Source organism: Yeosuana marina (assembly GCF_011762485.1).
Classification (GTDB): Bacteria; Bacteroidota; Bacteroidia; order Flavobacteriales; family Flavobacteriaceae; genus Yeosuana; species Yeosuana marina.
In genome coordinates this window covers 220,673-237,819 of sequence record NZ_JAAKGI010000002.1, presented here as the reverse complement: position 1 = coordinate 237,819, position 17,147 = coordinate 220,673, and the positions used below count along the sequence as shown (strand labels likewise).

The 17,147-nt window shown below is 34.3% G+C and carries 17 protein-coding genes; all 17 read right to left on the bottom strand.

Translation table 11 applies throughout. The features are described 5' to 3' along the window. Positions 1-49 precede the first annotated feature (49 nt). Positions 50-466 carry an HYC_CC_PP family protein gene (locus tag G5V56_RS04005; RefSeq protein ID WP_166961769.1) on the bottom strand — a complete coding sequence of 139 codons (417 nt, stop codon included), beginning with the start codon at positions 464-466 and terminating at the stop codon, positions 50-52. Positions 467-586: 120 nt separating this feature from the next. Then, complete coding sequence (locus tag G5V56_RS04000) at positions 587-3,352, bottom strand: heavy metal translocating P-type ATPase (RefSeq protein WP_166961766.1); 2,766 nt, start codon at positions 3,350-3,352, stop codon at positions 587-589. Between the two features lie 896 nt (positions 3,353-4,248). Then, positions 4,249-4,452, bottom strand: coding sequence for a membrane or secreted protein (locus tag G5V56_RS03995; protein ID WP_166961763.1), 204 nt, complete (start codon positions 4,450-4,452; stop codon positions 4,249-4,251). Positions 4,453-4,566: 114 nt separating this feature from the next. After that, the gene (locus G5V56_RS03990) at positions 4,567-4,887 is read right to left on the bottom strand and encodes a hypothetical protein (protein WP_240911209.1); all 321 of its coding nucleotides are present in this window, start codon (positions 4,885-4,887) and stop codon (positions 4,567-4,569) included. Between the two features lie 219 nt (positions 4,888-5,106). After that, positions 5,107-5,664, bottom strand: a complete 558-nt coding sequence (locus G5V56_RS03985; RefSeq protein WP_166961757.1) for an AraC family transcriptional regulator — start codon at positions 5,662-5,664, stop codon at positions 5,107-5,109. 43 nt (positions 5,665-5,707) lie between these two features. Further along, the gene (locus tag G5V56_RS03980; RefSeq protein WP_166961754.1) at positions 5,708-6,916 is read right to left on the bottom strand and encodes a permease; all 1,209 of its coding nucleotides are present in this window, start codon (positions 6,914-6,916) and stop codon (positions 5,708-5,710) included. Positions 6,917-6,996: 80 nt separating this feature from the next. After that, positions 6,997-7,452, bottom strand: coding sequence for a heme-binding domain-containing protein (locus tag G5V56_RS03975; protein ID WP_166961751.1), 456 nt, complete (start codon positions 7,450-7,452; stop codon positions 6,997-6,999). Continuing rightward, positions 7,453-8,121, bottom strand: coding sequence for a DUF3347 domain-containing protein (locus G5V56_RS03970; RefSeq protein WP_166961749.1), 669 nt, complete (start codon positions 8,119-8,121; stop codon positions 7,453-7,455). Between the two features lie 56 nt (positions 8,122-8,177). After that, positions 8,178-8,564 carry a DUF302 domain-containing protein gene (locus G5V56_RS03965; RefSeq protein WP_166961746.1) on the bottom strand — a complete coding sequence of 129 codons (387 nt, stop codon included), beginning with the start codon at positions 8,562-8,564 and terminating at the stop codon, positions 8,178-8,180. A 5-nt stretch (positions 8,565-8,569) separates the two neighbouring features. Continuing rightward, a complete protein-coding gene (locus G5V56_RS03960) occupies positions 8,570-8,758 on the bottom strand; it encodes an SHOCT domain-containing protein (RefSeq protein WP_166961742.1) in 189 nt (62 codons plus the stop codon). Between the two features lie 12 nt (positions 8,759-8,770). Continuing rightward, complete coding sequence (locus tag G5V56_RS03955; RefSeq protein ID WP_188650821.1) at positions 8,771-10,069, bottom strand: APC family permease; 1,299 nt, start codon at positions 10,067-10,069, stop codon at positions 8,771-8,773. A 2-nt stretch (positions 10,070-10,071) separates the two neighbouring features. Continuing rightward, a complete protein-coding gene (locus G5V56_RS03950; RefSeq protein ID WP_166961739.1) occupies positions 10,072-12,441 on the bottom strand; it encodes a multicopper oxidase domain-containing protein in 2,370 nt (789 codons plus the stop codon). 39 nt (positions 12,442-12,480) lie between these two features. Beyond that, the gene (locus G5V56_RS03945) at positions 12,481-12,915 is read right to left on the bottom strand and encodes a hypothetical protein (RefSeq protein ID WP_166961736.1); all 435 of its coding nucleotides are present in this window, start codon (positions 12,913-12,915) and stop codon (positions 12,481-12,483) included. 122 nt (positions 12,916-13,037) lie between these two features. After that, complete coding sequence (locus G5V56_RS03940) at positions 13,038-13,352, bottom strand: P-II family nitrogen regulator (RefSeq protein ID WP_166961733.1); 315 nt, start codon at positions 13,350-13,352, stop codon at positions 13,038-13,040. 73 nt (positions 13,353-13,425) lie between these two features. Continuing rightward, a complete protein-coding gene (locus G5V56_RS03935; protein ID WP_166961730.1) occupies positions 13,426-13,974 on the bottom strand; it encodes a DUF3347 domain-containing protein in 549 nt (182 codons plus the stop codon). 24 nt (positions 13,975-13,998) lie between these two features. Next, entirely contained in the window at positions 13,999-15,894 is a 1,896-nt protein-coding gene (locus G5V56_RS03930) for an efflux RND transporter periplasmic adaptor subunit (RefSeq protein ID WP_166961727.1), read from the bottom strand. An 8-nt stretch (positions 15,895-15,902) separates the two neighbouring features. After that, positions 15,903-17,138 (bottom strand): TolC family protein, encoded by a 1,236-nt coding sequence (locus G5V56_RS03925; protein WP_166961724.1) that lies wholly within the window; start codon positions 17,136-17,138, stop codon positions 15,903-15,905. Positions 17,139-17,147 lie beyond the last annotated feature (9 nt).

Genomic DNA, 17,147 nt, shown 5'->3' with positions numbered 1-17,147 from the left:
TCAAACAAAATAGTTTCTAGAATGTTTGATTTAAAAAAGCAGTAGAATATTAAATTCGGAAAACTTGGTATAAAATATTGAAGTCATGTGTATTTGGTGGTGGAAAGTAATTCTTGAAATGGATTGCCCTGTTTTCTTTACGGTAAAATAAAACTGCATCAATTAAATTAAAGACTATGAAATTTTGTTGTTGATTATTGAGTTTTAAGATTGGTTCTTTTTCAAATATTGATCCATTTTTGAGTTGAATTTCTTCTTCGCAACATGTTTTTTTTGAATAAGAAGGGATATTACTTGCTAGCTCACATTTGCCTTCATCCATTCCACATTTCTCCGCATTTCCAAAAAAGGATTCAGAAAAAACATGGCCACCGCATAAGTGTTTTTCTACCGTAAAGGAAACAGATGAAAACAGCACCAATGCTATTAAGAAAAAGACAGCTATGTTAGAAAAAAATTTTTTCATATTTGAGCCCTAAATATTTAATTTTTAATGATTATTATAATTGAATTATCAAAATTATTACCCTGCAAGCTAAATGTTTTATGTATAATTAAAAATGACATTTATCATATTAAATCTCTTTTATAATCTCACATTTCTCAACCTCAAAGAGTTTGTGATTACAGATACTGAGCTAAAACTCATAGCTAAAGCCGCAATAATTGGTGACAATAACAATCCGAATACAGGGAATAAGACACCTGCAGCAATTGGCACGCCTAAAACATTATAAGCAAATGAGAAAAATAAATTTTGCTTGATATTTCTCATCACGGAATGACTTAAATTTTTTGCTTTAACAATTCCTTGTAAATCGCCTTTAACTAAGGTCATTGAAGCACTTTCAATAGCCACGTCTGTTCCTGTTCCCATAGCAATACCGACATTAGATTGGGCAAGCGCGGGCGCATCATTAATACCGTCGCCAGCCATGGCAACTATTTTACCTTCAGCTTGCAATTTTTTAATGACTTCTAATTTATCTTCAGGTAAGCAACTTGCTTTAAAACTGGTTAAATGTATCTCGTCTGCTACGGCCTTAGCTGTGTTTTCATTGTCCCCAGTTAACATAATAACTTCCACACCTTTATCCATTAATGATTTAACAGCTGCTTTACTTGTTTCTTTTATAGCATCCGAAATACTAACATAACCTACCGCAGCATTATTAACTGCAATATATGATACCGTTTTACCTAATTTTTGTTGTGAAACAATCTTGGCTTCTAATTCTTTAGAAACAGAAGCATTTATTTGTTCCATCAATTTTTTATTTCCTAAAGCAACTTTATTTTTAGCAACGGTTCCTATCACCCCTTTACCTGCAACAGCCTCAAAATCATCAACTTTTATAAGCTTTGTTTTATTTTGCTTCGCATAATTTACAACGGCTTGCGCCAATGGATGTTCACTATATTGATTTAGAGAAGCTATTTGCTGTAACAATTCGCTATTTTTATCATCCGTCGCATATACCTTTTCAACCGAGGGCTTTCCTTCGGTTAAGGTCCCTGTTTTATCAGTTATTAAAACATTTACCTTATTCATGGTTTCAAGTGCTTCAGCATTTTTTATTAATACACCATTTTGGGCACCTTTGCCAACACCTACCATAACCGACATGGGTGTTGCCAATCCTAACGCACATGGGCAAGCAATGATCAGCACTGCAACTGCATTAACAAAGGCATAAACCATGGCAGGTTCTGGGCCAAAATTGGCCCATATAATAAATGTTATGATAGAAACCAAAACCACAATGGGGACAAAATATTTAGAGATGGTATCCGCTAATTTTTGAATGGGAGCTCTGGATCGGCTCGCATCATTTACCATTTGGATAATTTGTGATAATAAGGTTTCAGAACCTACACGTTCCGCTTTCATAACAAAAGATTGTGTGCCGTTTATGGTGCCTGAACTTACTTTATCATCCACTGTTTTATCAACAGGAATTGGTTCCCCGGTAATCATGGATTCATCAATACTGCTTTTTCCTTCAAAAATTACGCCATCCACGGGGATTTTATCACCTGGCTTTACCCGCAACAAGTCCCCGGCTTTAATGTCATGAATGGACACTACTTTGTCTTCGCCATCCACTACTAAAGTGGCTTCCGAAGGTGCCAGTTTTAACAATTCTTTTATGGCGCCACTGGTTTGGCTATGTGCTCTGGCTTCTAATAATTGCCCTAATAAAACTAAGGTTAATATGACTGCTGTGGCTTCAAAATAAAGACTTACATCTCCACTATTGCCTTTAAACTCGGCAGGAAATACATCAGGAAATAAAAGACCGACAATGCTAAATATAAATGCAGCTCCGGTTCCTATGCCAACCAAGGTAAACATATTTAAATTCCAAGTTATAATAGATTTCCATGCGCGTTCAAAAAACATCCAACAGGCATAAAAAACTACTGGTAGTGTTAGTGCAAACTGAACCCAATCCCAATTATATTGCGGCATAATGCTTAATAATGGGTTTTTTGGCAAATACATGGCTAATGAAATCAATAAAACAGGCACAGCGAAAACAGTGGCAATCTTCATTTTTTTTGCCAACATATTGAATGTTTTTAATTCTTCGCTTTCATCGGGCTCCATTGGAATTAAATCCATACCACAAATTGGACAACTTCCCGGTACATCCTTTATAATTTCGGGATGCATAGGGCATGTATATTTGGTATCGCTAACTAATTTTGGTTGCTCAATTAAATCCATTCCGCATTTTGGGCAACTACCTGCTTTATCATAGGTTTTTTCCCCTTCACAATGCATTGGGCAATAAAACACGCCATTGCCTTCTTTTATAGGCCCATGGCTGTGTTGGTGCTCATCTGCATGCTTCTTGCTTTCTGTTTTTCCATGTTTTAGTCCTAAAGACTCTCTAGGCACCAAGGTCATTTTACATTTAGGACATTTCCCTGGCTCATCACTTACAACTTCTGGGTGCATTGGGCATGTATATTCAGCCTTTTGTTCTACTAAATGCATTCCACATATTGGGCAATCGCCGGCCTCTTTATAAGTTTTCTCTCCTTCGCAATGCATAGGGCAATAAAACTCGCTACTGCTTTCCTTTACACTTTCATGCGAATGCTTGTGGTTTTCTTGCTTATTGCTTTCTTGTCCGGGCATTTCAATAGTATAATGCAACCCCGCTTTTAATAAGGTGTCTTGCAATTTTTCTATTGAAATATGGGATGTCATTTCAACAACAACTTCTTCCTTTTTTAAATTTGCAGTTACTTGGGTAATTTCTTTTAAACTTCCTAAAGCACTTTCAACATTGGTTTTACAACCCATGCAAGTCATTCCTGTTATTTTATAAGTGTGTTTCATTATCTTATTTATCTAATTTTATGTTAAGGTCTATTTAAATCCTATCATATTATAAAGGATTTTGGTTAAAACGCATCATATTTTATTATTCTATTTACTTTTACTTAACTCACGTACATCCTCTAATATTTTCTACTTCTAACTTCCGAAATTCCAATAGACTGCAATTTAAAAGCTTTAATCCTAAACAATTAGCATATTTAATTTCTATAAAATAATCGATACTGTCGAAATACGTCTAGGACAAACCATTTTTTTTATGTTGAGGATAATGTTCATTTTCTTTATGACTAAAACAAATATTACCTGGCGTTGGAAAGCGAATAATAGTAACCAGCAATAGTTCCTAATAAAAGAATAATTATAATGGCGAGTATTCCAATAATTTTATCTTTTCTTGAAATATCACTTTTCGTTTTATGTGATTTCCTTTTGTTCTTTCTTTTATTTCTTCTAGTTTCACTCACTTCTTTTTATTGTTATGTCTATAATAATAGCTAGTTATTAATGGTCATACAATTGCTTATCTAAAATTAATAGACGCGAATTTTAGATTTATCCTCCTAACCAAGCAATTGTTTAACCAATGCACCAACAACTATTAGAGCTATTATCGTGTAGGCTATATAGTTGAGCCATTTCTTTATGTTAAACTTTTTGTTGGTGTTTTGGTGATTCTCTTTACAGCATTCTTTCATAATTGTTCTAGTACCTTTTGTTATTTACCATGTTAAATTTCCAATATTTAAAAATGTAAAACGCACGGCTACTAATCCATCAACCCAAAAACATTCTTCTTTCAAAATTCAATTTACAATTTCGGACCATTTTCTATACATTTTGGTCAAGTGGCTTTCTGTCACAGCTTGCTATTTTTTATACTGGGACATTCACTATTAGGAACGTTTAGGTTCATCACAGTCTTTAAACTGATCGGGAGTTTTTCCACACATACTGCATGGTTCTCCATTTTTATTGAGCATAGGGTTTTGGCTTGCACAGGTTCCGGCAAACTTACCTCCTTTTTTGGCCCAAAGTTTTATGGCTATTCCCGTTATTCCCAATCCTATTAGGATAAAAGTGATTAATAAAAGTTTCATCTTTTTAGAGTTTATCTATTTTTCTTGTTTTGCGAACCACCAAATTGCCTAAAGGACAATTATTAGTGGGATAATCCATAAATACATCATGATTTCTAGATTTTAAAATGTGCTCTAGTTTGTATGCATATTGCCCGTGTTCATTCCTTTGGCACTCATCATCTTGATGCAGGAATTCATACACTCATCGCTCATCATGCCTTGATCGTGCATCATTTGCATCATGTGAGTCATCATTTTTTCGTCTTTCATCATGGAGTGCATCATATTCATTGACATTATACTGTCATTCATCATATTCATACCTTCACTATTCATCATCATATTCATCATTCCTTTATCCCCTTGCATCATTTGCATAGCACGCGGATTGTTTTTCATTTTTCCCATAAATTCTGTCATCATATCATGGTCACCTACGATGTTTTGCATCATTTGACCTCTCATTTCTGGGTTTTGCATCATTGCATTTACATTGGCATCTTGTTTGCAGCTTGTTAAGGTAAACAGACCAATTACCGTTAAAAATGTTACTAATGTTTTCATAATATTTAAATTTATTGATTACTCTTTATATTGTGACTTATTTTGACTTTACTCTAGTTAAAATTAAGCATATCATGTTATTTCCCTTTACATAATTCGGGTCATTGTTTATACAATTTGGTCAAGGGTTTTTCTCTCCCATTGTTGCAAGTTTTTATATTCGGTCATTGACATGCCTGTTATGTTTTTAAATTGTCTTGCCAAGTGGCTACTTGACGCATAATTAAGGTTATAGGCTATTTCAGAAAAATTTAATTCTCCCAACTGCATATATTCTTTTACCTTTTCAATTTTTAGGTTAATTTCATATTTTTCAATGGTCATACCTTCAGTTTTACTGAACAGCTTACTTAAGGCAGAATAGGATTTGTTGAAATTTTTAGACAAATAAGAAGAAATATTTAAGTTGTCTTGATTTTCGATTTTTTTTATAAGTGCAATCTTTATTTCTTCAATCAATACTTCTGTTTCATCTTTGATAATCTCAAAACCGTGTTTTTTAAGATTTTCTTCTAATTTAGAATTATCTTTAGGCATACTTTCATTAAAAACTACCTGTCCTAATTTAAGTGAAACTATATTATAACCCAGTGCATCCAACTCTCTTTTCACCGTTGCCTTGCATCGGTTGCATACCATATTTTTTATATAAAGTGTCTTTTTCATTTTTTATTTAGATAAAACATCCATACCAACAACTATTGGGTATTCACAAAAAGGCTTTCAATGCCAATCCTATTAAAAGAATCAAAGCAAATAGATAGACTATCAAACGTTTGAAACCTAATTTTAAAAAATTGAAACCCTTCCAATCTCCATCTTTTTTCTTTTTCTTAATGTTGTAATAAACCAAAACACTTGTTATTACAGCGAAGACCATATTAAACCAGAACGTATAATCTATTTTAAAAGTTCTGCCATCGGCTTGTTTTTTAACAGATTCCGGTATAGCATCAAAAAGTTCAAACCCATAATCCAAAATTAAGGCCGTGAATAAAATACTTATGTACATGATCCCTGCAATATATAAGGCTACCTTTATTCCGTAATATTTTCTGTTCATGTCTACTAAAGGAGGCACCATCAAATCAGAATATATAAATCCCATTACTCCGGTAAATGCTACTCCTGAACCAGCAAGTACTGTAGCCAAAGGAATGTTTCCCATTGACCCTATAAAGGTAAGGGCAGCTACAAAAGGAGCCACCGCTGCATTCTCTAACCGAATCCAAAATCCAGGTTCCCCAGACATGGGCACCATATCCTGTAGAAATATGGCCTGCCAAAAACTATCTGGAACAAAAACCGCTACAAATCCTGCAATTACAAAACCAATCAAGATATCCTCCCAGGCCATTCCCCACTCCATACTATAGCTTTTGCTGACCATATACCATCCTTTTTTTGATTTTATGCGCTTTTTCCAATCAAAGTCTTCTTCTTTAATATCTGATTCCTTTTCTAACTTTTCACGAGCGTTTTTTATCCATTGTTTGGGATATGTTAATTTAATAAGAATCGAACTTATTACAATAAGAACCAATCCACCAATAATTTCTGCTACTACGTATTCTGCTCCCAGAAAAATAAAAATTAAAATACCCAATTCTATTACTAAATTGGTTGAAGCAAACATAAAAGCAACTGTAGTAATAAAATGAGCTCCTTTTTTGAAGAGCGAACGTGCAGTTGCCAATGCTGCAAAAGAACAAGAAGAGCTTATAGCACCGAATAGCGTTGATAAGGAGACGCTTTTAACACTTAATCCACCAATATAATTGGTCAACTTCTTTTTTGGAACAAATGATTGAATCATGGCACTGATTGCATAACCCAAAACAAATGCCCAACCAGATTTCCAGAAGAAGCCTAATGATGTAAATGCGCCTTCTCCCCACTGTTTTAAAAAGTCATTCATAATCTTATGTTTTAGTACCTGGTTTATGAAGGGTTTTAACTAATCAATAAAAGAAACCATTCCATACTTAACATCAGGTCTTATTTTAAACTGTCTTTTATTTGTTTCATAAATCCTATAACCAATTCCTTTTCAGATTCTGATAAAATGGCATCCCTATGAATCAAAGTGTATGAAGACAATGGCATCTCATTATCTTCAATTTGACTTATTATCGATTTTAATTTGCTTTTTTTTCTTCTATCTGAATAGTTTGACCATTCACTAAAATTCAATTCAGACTTACCCTTTTTAATATGGTTTTCTAAAAACCAAGCAACTGGCTGTACTTTATTATACCAAGGATAGGCCGTATTGTTACTATGGCAATCATAACAGGAAATTTGCAACTTGTTCCCAATAGCTTTCGGAACATCATTAACCAACATAAAGTCTGTTTTAGGCACAACATCACTTTGATTGCGTGGGGTTTTAACAAACTGAATTCCTACAAAAACCACCAATAAAACCAATGCTATGATTTTAACTACTTTCATTTAATTAATTTTCTTTTTTACATTCCCACAGGTTATCATTTTACTACCAAAAAAAGGGTTTTTAATCTCTTTGGTTTCACTTAACCAATTTGTTTTTTTCATTGGGCAATAATCTAGGTATAAGGTTTTATTTGTACCCAATAATGTTACCAAATCAGAGATATCTGTACTCAATGTTTCAAAATGCTCCCGTTGGTGCTCAAGAGGGCTTTCGGAAATATGCTCTGCATGTTCTTTAGCATCTTCAACGATGTCCATGTAGGCTGTATGTTGCTCTTCATTAAGTTGCGACATCTCAAAGTTTGAAAAAGCGGCAAGCAATGCTGTTCCTCCTTTTGCGGCATTGTCTTTATTATCGGCAACTAATCCATTTTTAATTTGAAGGTAGGCATCAATAATCGGCGCTGTTGCAGCGTTTTTTTGAGTGGATGCTTCTATATCCCTAGTTTTCATTGTAGCTCCTTTGTCATGATCATGATCTTCATCACCATCTTCATGATGATGTTCTTCACTTTCATTATTCATTCCCATGTGGTTTTCTTTAGCCCCCATTTCTGTATGATGCCCATTTGAATCAACAGACTCCTTTTTGTTGTCTTTACAAGACATTACTGTTAAGGCTGCAAATGCTATTGCAAAAATTCCAATCGATAATTTTGTTTTTCTCATTTTTATTTGTTTTAAGTTTATATTAATAAAATACTGCTTTGCTCTATTTTATAGAGTCATAACTTTTCTATTACGTTTTCAAGCATTGCGGTTATGTCTTTGGCAACATCACTCAACTTTTCATTCTCCACAGCTTGCATTGATGCCATTGGGTTGACCGCAGCTACTTCGATAATGTCTTTATCAATTTCCTGTACTATAACGTTGCAAGGCAACATGGTGCCAATTTTATCTTCTGCTTGTAACGCTTTATGTGCATAAGGTGGATTACAAGCTCCCAATATTATATACTTTTTAAAGTCTACGCCCAATTTTTTCTTTAAAGTTGCTGTTACATCAATTTCTGTAAGTATTCCAAAACCTTCTTCTTTTAATCCTTTTGTAACTTTATCGATAACCTCTTCAAAAGTTCCATTTACTGTTTTATTAAAATAATAGTTCATGTTTTTTAATTTTTTGAATTAATGACTTGTTTTTTTTCCTCATATTCTTCTTTGGATATTTCACCATTTGCAAAGCGTCTGTCCAAAATTTCCGAAGGACTCTCCTTCTTGGGGATTTTGATCCCATTTTTCCCTGCATATAGTATAACCGCCAAAGCAATTATTACTAAAACAATAATCCATGTATACATCATAATTTCTGCTTTTTATTTGTTATCACTTCTTTTCAAAAACCATTTTTCGCCAAAAAAGATAAGCGTTATGGCGACTAATGCAACAATTATAACAGTTACATCTGAACTTGCCTTAATCCATAAAAAGCCACTTAAAACCACTATATCCAAAATTATTGCCGTTAGTACCATAAAGAAATTAGCCTTTATCTCTTTTCTTATATTTTTTAATATGCCCCATTGGATACCTATGTCCATCACCAAATAGAAAATAGCTCCTAGAGATGCAATACGACTTAAATCAAAAAATACAGTTAATACAATTGCTATGACAGTAACGTAAACCAACATATGCCTTTGAATATTTCCAGGCATCCCAAAATGCTTATGCGGGATAAGTTTCATATCGGTTAGCATTGCCGTCATTCTTGATACAGCAAAAATGCTGGCTATAATTCCAGATATGGTAGCCACTATGGCGATACCTACTGTAAACCATAATCCATATTTACCAAAGGCAGGTTTAGATGCTTCGGCCAGCGAATAATCTTTAGCTGTAACAATTTCAGAAATCGTTAAATTTGAGGAGACAGAAAATGCTACTAACAGATAAACTATGGTACATATTGCAAGAGATATAATAATTGCTCGTCCTACATTTTTGTTTGGGTTTACAATTTCTCCACCACTATTTGTAATAGTGGTAAATCCTTTATATGCCAAAATTGATAAAGCCAATGCCCCTAAATAATCTGTAATTGGGTAGGTTGAGTCATTATTAACATTAACAATATCTTGGAAAGAAAAACCAGCAGCCCAAAGTGCTCCAATTGCAAAAATAGAAATACCACCAATCTTTATAATGGCCATTGTTAATGAAGACCTTTCAATAATGTTATTTCCTGAAATATTAATTAGAAAAGCACCAACAATAAGGATGACACCCAATATTGACACCCAAACACTATTATTACTCACATTGAAAAGCTGTAAAGAATAAGAACCAAAAGTTCTGGCAACCAAACTCTCGTTAATAATCATAGAAAATGCCATTAACAGCGCTCCTGATGAAGCAACAGTACCTTTGCCATAAGCTTTAATCAAATACATTGCGATACCGCCTGAGGATGGAAATGCATTCGACATTTTTATATAACCATACGCACTAAAACCTGATATGATAGCTCCAGCAATAAATGCAAACGGGAAAAAATTCCCTGAGAGTTCAGCAATTTGGCCTAATAAAGCAAAGATACCAGCACCAATCATCACGCCAGTACCTAATGACACTGCACCTGTTAAGCTAATACTATTTTTTTTATAGGTTGACATAATTAAAATCGAACTAATAGACCTCCTCCCCAGCCATATTTATTGTTATAATTTCCTTGTATGGAAAAATTACGGGAAAGAATGTAAGACGCACCAACCAGCCACTGGGTTTCACCTTGATACGATTTGTTATTCTCCAGATGGTTTACCCATCCAAAATCTGCTCTGTACTCGTATTCGCCTTCTAGGAATATTCTTGGAAAAATCAATAACTCTCTGTCCATACGTATTCTTGGGCGCAACTGATAATCTATACTCACATCTACATTAAATCTATATGGGGTAAAATATTTAATACCAACTAATCCTACTGTATTAAAAGTATCATAAGAATCTGGTGTTGATGTTTCTGTATTTACTCCTGCATAAATACGCACCCAATCATTGAGGTATCTATTATAATTTACTTCTATTTCAGCGTTTTGGCTATAATCAAACTCGCCACGCAAACTAAATTCATTTCTAATATTACTTGACGTTAAAAAGAGTTCATTAAAGTTTGAACCTGTACGAGCCAACCCCCAGGAGTAGTATCGATCTGTTTCATCTACAAGTTTTTGAACTGGAAAGTCGGTCATCCTTTTATCTCTAGGTGTATCATAACTAAACACCCGTGCCATACCCCCTACCAAATGGTACAAAATATGACAGTGAAAAAACCAATCGCCATACTCTTCATTATAAAATTCGATAACGACTTTTTGCATCGGTGGCACATTAACAGTGTGTTTTAATGGTGATCGCTCCCCATTTTCATTAATCACCCTAAAGTAATGACCGTGCAAATGCATTGGGTGGTGCATCATTGTAAGGTTATTTAACGTAATCCTTGTAACTTCACCACTTTTAATTTTAATCTTATCCGTTTCGGACAATGGCACTCCATTCATACTCCAGATATAACGCTGCATATTTCCTGTTAGATTGAGCAAGATGTCATTTACGGGTAAATCTGCATTATAAGTGGTATTTTCCTTGGCCTTTAAAAAATCATAGTTGAAATAGGTTTTACGAACATTGTAATCAAAAGCTGTTGTATCTTTTTGTATCTTGGGCATATCATTATTCATATGGTCTTTCATTTTGCCCATGGTTTCAGTATGGCTCATTGAGACCGATCCTGTTTTCGTTTCCTTCATTTTATCCCTAGTCATATGGTCATCCTCCTTGGGCCTCATCTCATCCTTCTTCATATTCATACCCATGTTCATCTGTCCATCTTTCATATCCATCTTCATTCCATATTTCTGCATCAAAACCTCTGGTGTCTTTTTCTTTTTATTTCCAACTATCGCAGGCGCACCCATCTTCATATCCATTTTTGCCATTTGCTTCATCATGGCTACTTTGTCTGGCCTACCTATTACAGTTGCTGGAAAAAGTTTTCCGCTTCCCAAGCGAATTGAGGTATTACCAGAACCATCCTGAGTTGTGGCGGTAATTTCTAAAATTCCTTCCGGAATAGTTACTATAACATCATAGGTCTCTGCAATTGCAAAAAGAAACCGGTTTTTATGAATTGGTGTTACATCAACGCCATCACTTGCAACGATCATCGGGTTGCCAGCACCAAAATCCATCCAATAGTAGGTAGAGGCAGAAGCATTTATAAATCGAAGTCTCACTTTTTCACCTGGTTTAAACTCTGGATATTCAGCAATTTTTTTACCATTTGACAAAAATGCAGGGTAGTATATATCTGCAATATCTGCACCTTCCATACGGTCCCGCCAAAATTTGAACTGTGCTCCCAGAGCACCTTCTTTAATTACCCTACTCAACGGTACTGCTGTTCCTTTTTTAACTTGATACCACTCGTTCCCTCTTTTTAAGTTACGTAGTACATTCATTGGTTTTTCATTGGTCCAATCAGACAATACCACTACCAAATCTTTATCATAATCCAAGGTTTTCTCTTTTGGCTGAATAACTATAGAGCCATAAACTCCCTTTTGCTCTTGTAAAAGTGTATGGGAATGATACCAAAACGTACCTGACTGGTTAATTGGAATTCTGTACTGGAATGTCTCACCGGGCTCTATAGGCGGTGTAGTTAAATAAGGAACACCGTCATAGAAATTTGGCAGTATCAATCCATGCCAATGCACAGACGTTTCTTCATCCATTTTATTGGTTACGTTGATTATGGCAAGGTCACCTTCATTAAATTCTAAAGTAGGTCCAGGAACACTACCATTTATGGTCATGGCATTGGCAGTAACACCACCAAGGGTCATTTTATTTTTATTTAAAGTAAGATTATACTCTTTTATAGGTCGTCCCTCTTCTTTTCTGTCTTTACCGTTTGTACCAACTTGAGCCAATGAGAATGAGGACCATAAAAATAAAAGTATAATATAAATTGATTTCATTTTTTTCGTTTTTCTTATCTTTCTGTTATATAATTTAAACTATTTTTTATGAAATTTAAAATATTTTTTGTACGATTGTTCTGATTCAAAATAAAGAACATCATTATTGCCTTGGGGAGACAATACGATATAAGCTAATGCCTTATCTACTTCTTTTCCGGTAAGAGGATCTTTTGAATACCGAACTTCTCTTATGGATTTTAATTTCCCAACACAATCAGGGCAACAACCATAATAGGTTTTTCCCTCAAACACAACAGGAATTTGGTCAATACCCATAAATTTATTATTGACGTAACACACTTTACTTGATTCTATTTTTGCTGCTTGAGCGGATTTTGAAATCATTTTTGTTGGACTTTCAATCTGATTGGTGCCAACTGGTTCTTTTTTATTGTCCTGATTTTTACAACTGCTTATAAATGCGCTTATAAATAATGCGCTTATAAATAAATATTTTCTACTTGTTTTCATGATTCTATAAATTTATCATTGTGCCTGTTGAAGAAAAGAACCCGTTTTTAATAATTGAAAAACTATAATTAACAAATTATTTTTATAAGGTTTCCAAGCTCTTTTCTTAACAGGTCTTATTTTTAATCTCTTATTCTTACTTTTTGCTCTACATTGGTCACATAGATTAAGCCATCACCACTTTTACCTGTATGTGCATGTTCTTTTATTATCTTAACAATTGCATTTTCATCTTCTTTATTGCACACTATTTCTAATTTTGCAATCTTGTAGTGCAAAAAAGGATGTCTTAAACTTGGGTATTCTTTATCCGGATCAGAAAGTTTTCCTGAACCATCGCCTTCAAAAAGGCTAAAACAACAAAAACCGTTTTTTTGCAAATTTAATGCTACATCATTTACTCTATTTATGCGGAAAAATGCTTTAATTTCTTTCATGACTTTAATTTTAAGATTAAAAAGCTGGTTCCAAACTCGTAATAAAACGGACGGAACCAGCTATTGCTATTAATTAGATGGGCTTAAATGTTTCCTTTACACTACCACAGCCAGACATAGCTTTATCCATATATGGGTTCTCAATTTTATTGGAATTGGAAAACCAATATGAACCGCCATTATTTGCCATAGGACAAAACGTTTTAAATATTTCACCTTCTACGATGTTTCCTTTTAATAAAGGTTCGAATGCTGAGGATAGATCAGAAAACAATACACGTTGCTCCTTAATATCTGAAGTAGAAGCCAATTGTGTGGCAACTTGTGCTGCATCTGAAGCCTTTCCATAAGAATTTAATATCTCAACAAGCATTTTAGAAGTCATTTGAACTTTTGCGGCGTTTGTTTCTACCAAAGCTTCATTTATCATGGTATAGTGCATATACGCTTTAGTTAAATTTTCATCATTTAATTTAACCATGTTGTTACCATAGTGATTCATCATATCTTTATTTTGGTGTTCCATGTTCATTTTACTATGATCATGCTGTGCATAGGTGAAATTTGATACGCTTAATATAAAAGCTATCATTACTGCTGATTTCAATTTTAAATTTTTCATCTGTTTTTGTTATTAAAGTTTTTATTAATTTTCAATTATTGTTTTTGTGTCACCACAGGTCAGCATCTTTTTACCGAGATATGGATTATTGATTTTCTCGCTTAAACTCATCCAAAAAGCACCGTTATTATTATCGGCCATAGGGCAAAACTGTTCATATACTTTTTGGTTGACACCAAATAGTTTGACGGCTTTTGATAAATGGGCAGACAAATGCTTAAAATGGTCTCGTTGTTTATAAATATCATTTGTTTTGGATATCGAAAGTGCTGATGCATTTACTTCTTTACTAATGGTCATCCAATGGTTATGCGCTTCCATATCTGTTAATAATTTCATTTCAACCTTTTTCATGGAATTCAAGAGTTCACCTGCATATTTTTGGGCTGCATTAGCATCATCTTTGGTTAAAGCATCCTTAAGTAGGATATATTGATTGAAAACATTTTCTAATTGGCTTTTAAAATCTTTTGATACAGAAATTCGAGTATCCATTTTGGAATGGTCAACATCATTTTTCATTTTCATTGGATCCATTGTCTCTTTTGAAGTTTTCATGTTTTTCATTTCCTCGTCCGTCATTTTATTAGCTCCAGCTGATTTCTTTTTATCTCCACCCATGTCCATTCCTGGCATATTTGCCATACCTCCCGTGTTTCCTTTTTCGCCAGTTGGGTTCATCATGCTTTTTTGACCTAATAATTGGGCTGAGGCATCTATTCTAAAGACACCATTGGATGCCACTGTTTCTCCACCAACTAACCCATCTTTTACTATATAAAAATTCCCCATATCTTGGCCTAGGGTTATTTCCCTATATACAAACGAAATGGTTTTTTCATGAGGAACTTTTACATATACTACTGAGCGTTTACCCGTCCAAAGAACTGCTGATTTTGGAATTACAATAGCATCTTTAACATTGGTTAATTTGGCATTAATAATACCACTTGCATACATTTCTGGCAATAGTGCATTTGATGGATTTTGAAGCTCCACCCGTACTTTGGCAACCCTTGTGTTTGAAGACACAAAGGGATCGACATAAGTCACTTTCCCTTTAAACATTTTCCCGGGAATGGCATTGATGGTAAAATCTACTACATTACCAAGTTGTATCCATGGAATATCGGCCTCATATGCTTCGAACATGACCCAAACACTGCTTAAATTCGCAATATCAAATAATACACTTCCTTCTTTTATGTAATCCCCCAACTCCACATCTCTTTTCATGACATAGCCTGTATAATCAGATAAAATATCTATTTGCTCTTGTATCTTTCCTGATTCTTCTATGGCATCAATTTGAGCATCGGTCAACTTCCATAGTTTTAGTTTATTACGGGTTGCTGTGTACAATTGTGGATAGATGTCCCTTGAATTTATTGACTCAAAAAGTTCCTTTTGGGCGGATATCAATTCTGGAGAATAAATACGCACAATTTTTTGGCCTCTAACCACCTTCTCTCCTGTAAAATTAACGTATAGGCGTTCTATTCGTCCCGGAATGTGGGAGACTTGAGAAAATAACTTACGTTCATCAGGTTGGACTCTGCCCAGTAAACGAATTTCTTTTGTTGCACTTGCTTTTTCAACTAATGTGGTTTGAATATTTCCTAACTGAATAGCTTCTTCCGTGAGTACAATTTCATTTTCTGCAATTTTTTCCTCATTAGCATTAGAGCTTGCATCAAGCGGTATTAAAGTCATACCGCAAATTGGGCATTTGCCCGGTTTTTCCATACGAATCTGCGGGTGCATGGAGCAAGTCCACAATTTTGTTACTGGATCTTGAACAAGGTTGTGTTCACCGTCTTTATGTACGCCCTCTGAACCTCCTCCAGAAAACACATTTCCTAAAATGATTCCGATAAATAAAATACCGGCTGCAATGATGTAATTTTTATATTTTTTCATAATGTTTCTTATTTTCCTATTAAATAATCCATAAACGCTGCTGCAGCATTTTTATCGGTCAATGCCTTTTGCTGTTCCAATTCGTACTTTAACAACTGACGTTCAATACGCAAGACTTCTTCAAAATCTTTTGAATTTGTAGAGTAAGAAGTCATTAAAACATCCAAAACTTTTTTAGCTATTTCAGATTGTCTTCCATTTAAAGCTATACGCCTATTGCCATCATTGAACTCTTTAAGCGTGTTTTTATAAATGGTGCCCAATGTATTTTTTTTGTCTTCTTTTCGTGAAATTTCTGCCTCCTGCATATATTTCGCCTCTGTAATCATTGCCTTATATTTTTTGCGATATAAAGGGATGGTAAGACCTACAGAAGGAAACATAAATACATCCTTACCATTATCGGAAGCGATTGACGATGGGTTTTTTCCAACAACGGTATACCCTAATCCAATATTGAACTTTGGAAGCCCTTCTTTTTTGGCCACAATTTCTTGGTTTAAAAAGGCATTAAGTTTATGATCAATACTTTTAATTTGATGATTTGATACATAAATTTCATCAAGCATTTTTAATTGATCTAGAGGAATTTCGTCTTGCCATAATAGCTCTGGTACCATTATTTCTGATGTATCTTCCCTATTTAATAGGTTATTGAACTTTACCTGTAATACATCTTTAGTGTCTAAAAATAATGCCAATTGATTTTCAAGATCATTCAATTCCAACTCCACACGGAGCTCATCGACAATGGATGCTTTACCTGCTTCTATTTTCACCAAAGAAAGTCGTTTAAAAACTTGCAATATCTCCACATTATCTTTGGTTATCTGTATAGCTTTCTCAATAAAATAGTAGTTGTAATAAGCTGTTTTCACCTCAAAAAATAAATTGGATTTTGCGTTTTCAAAGACTTCATATTTGGCCTTTGCCATTTCAGTGGCCACATCTTCTTTAGCACTCAACAACCCAAACCAAGGAAAGCTTTGTGATAAATTGAAAGTTGCTCTTTGAGGGCCTACCCTGGTTTCTGGTGATTGAATAAAATAACCAAACGCAACTTGAGGATCAGGTAAAGTGCCTACCTGAGGCACTTTTTCCATGGCAGCCATATAATCACTGAACGATGCTTTTAACTCAGGATTATTCTCAGCTGCAATTTTTAGATAATTTTCTAATACTGATTGGCTAAAAGTGTTCAAACTTAGTAGCAACAAGCAGCCAAAGAAAATTATTTTATACATTTTTATTAT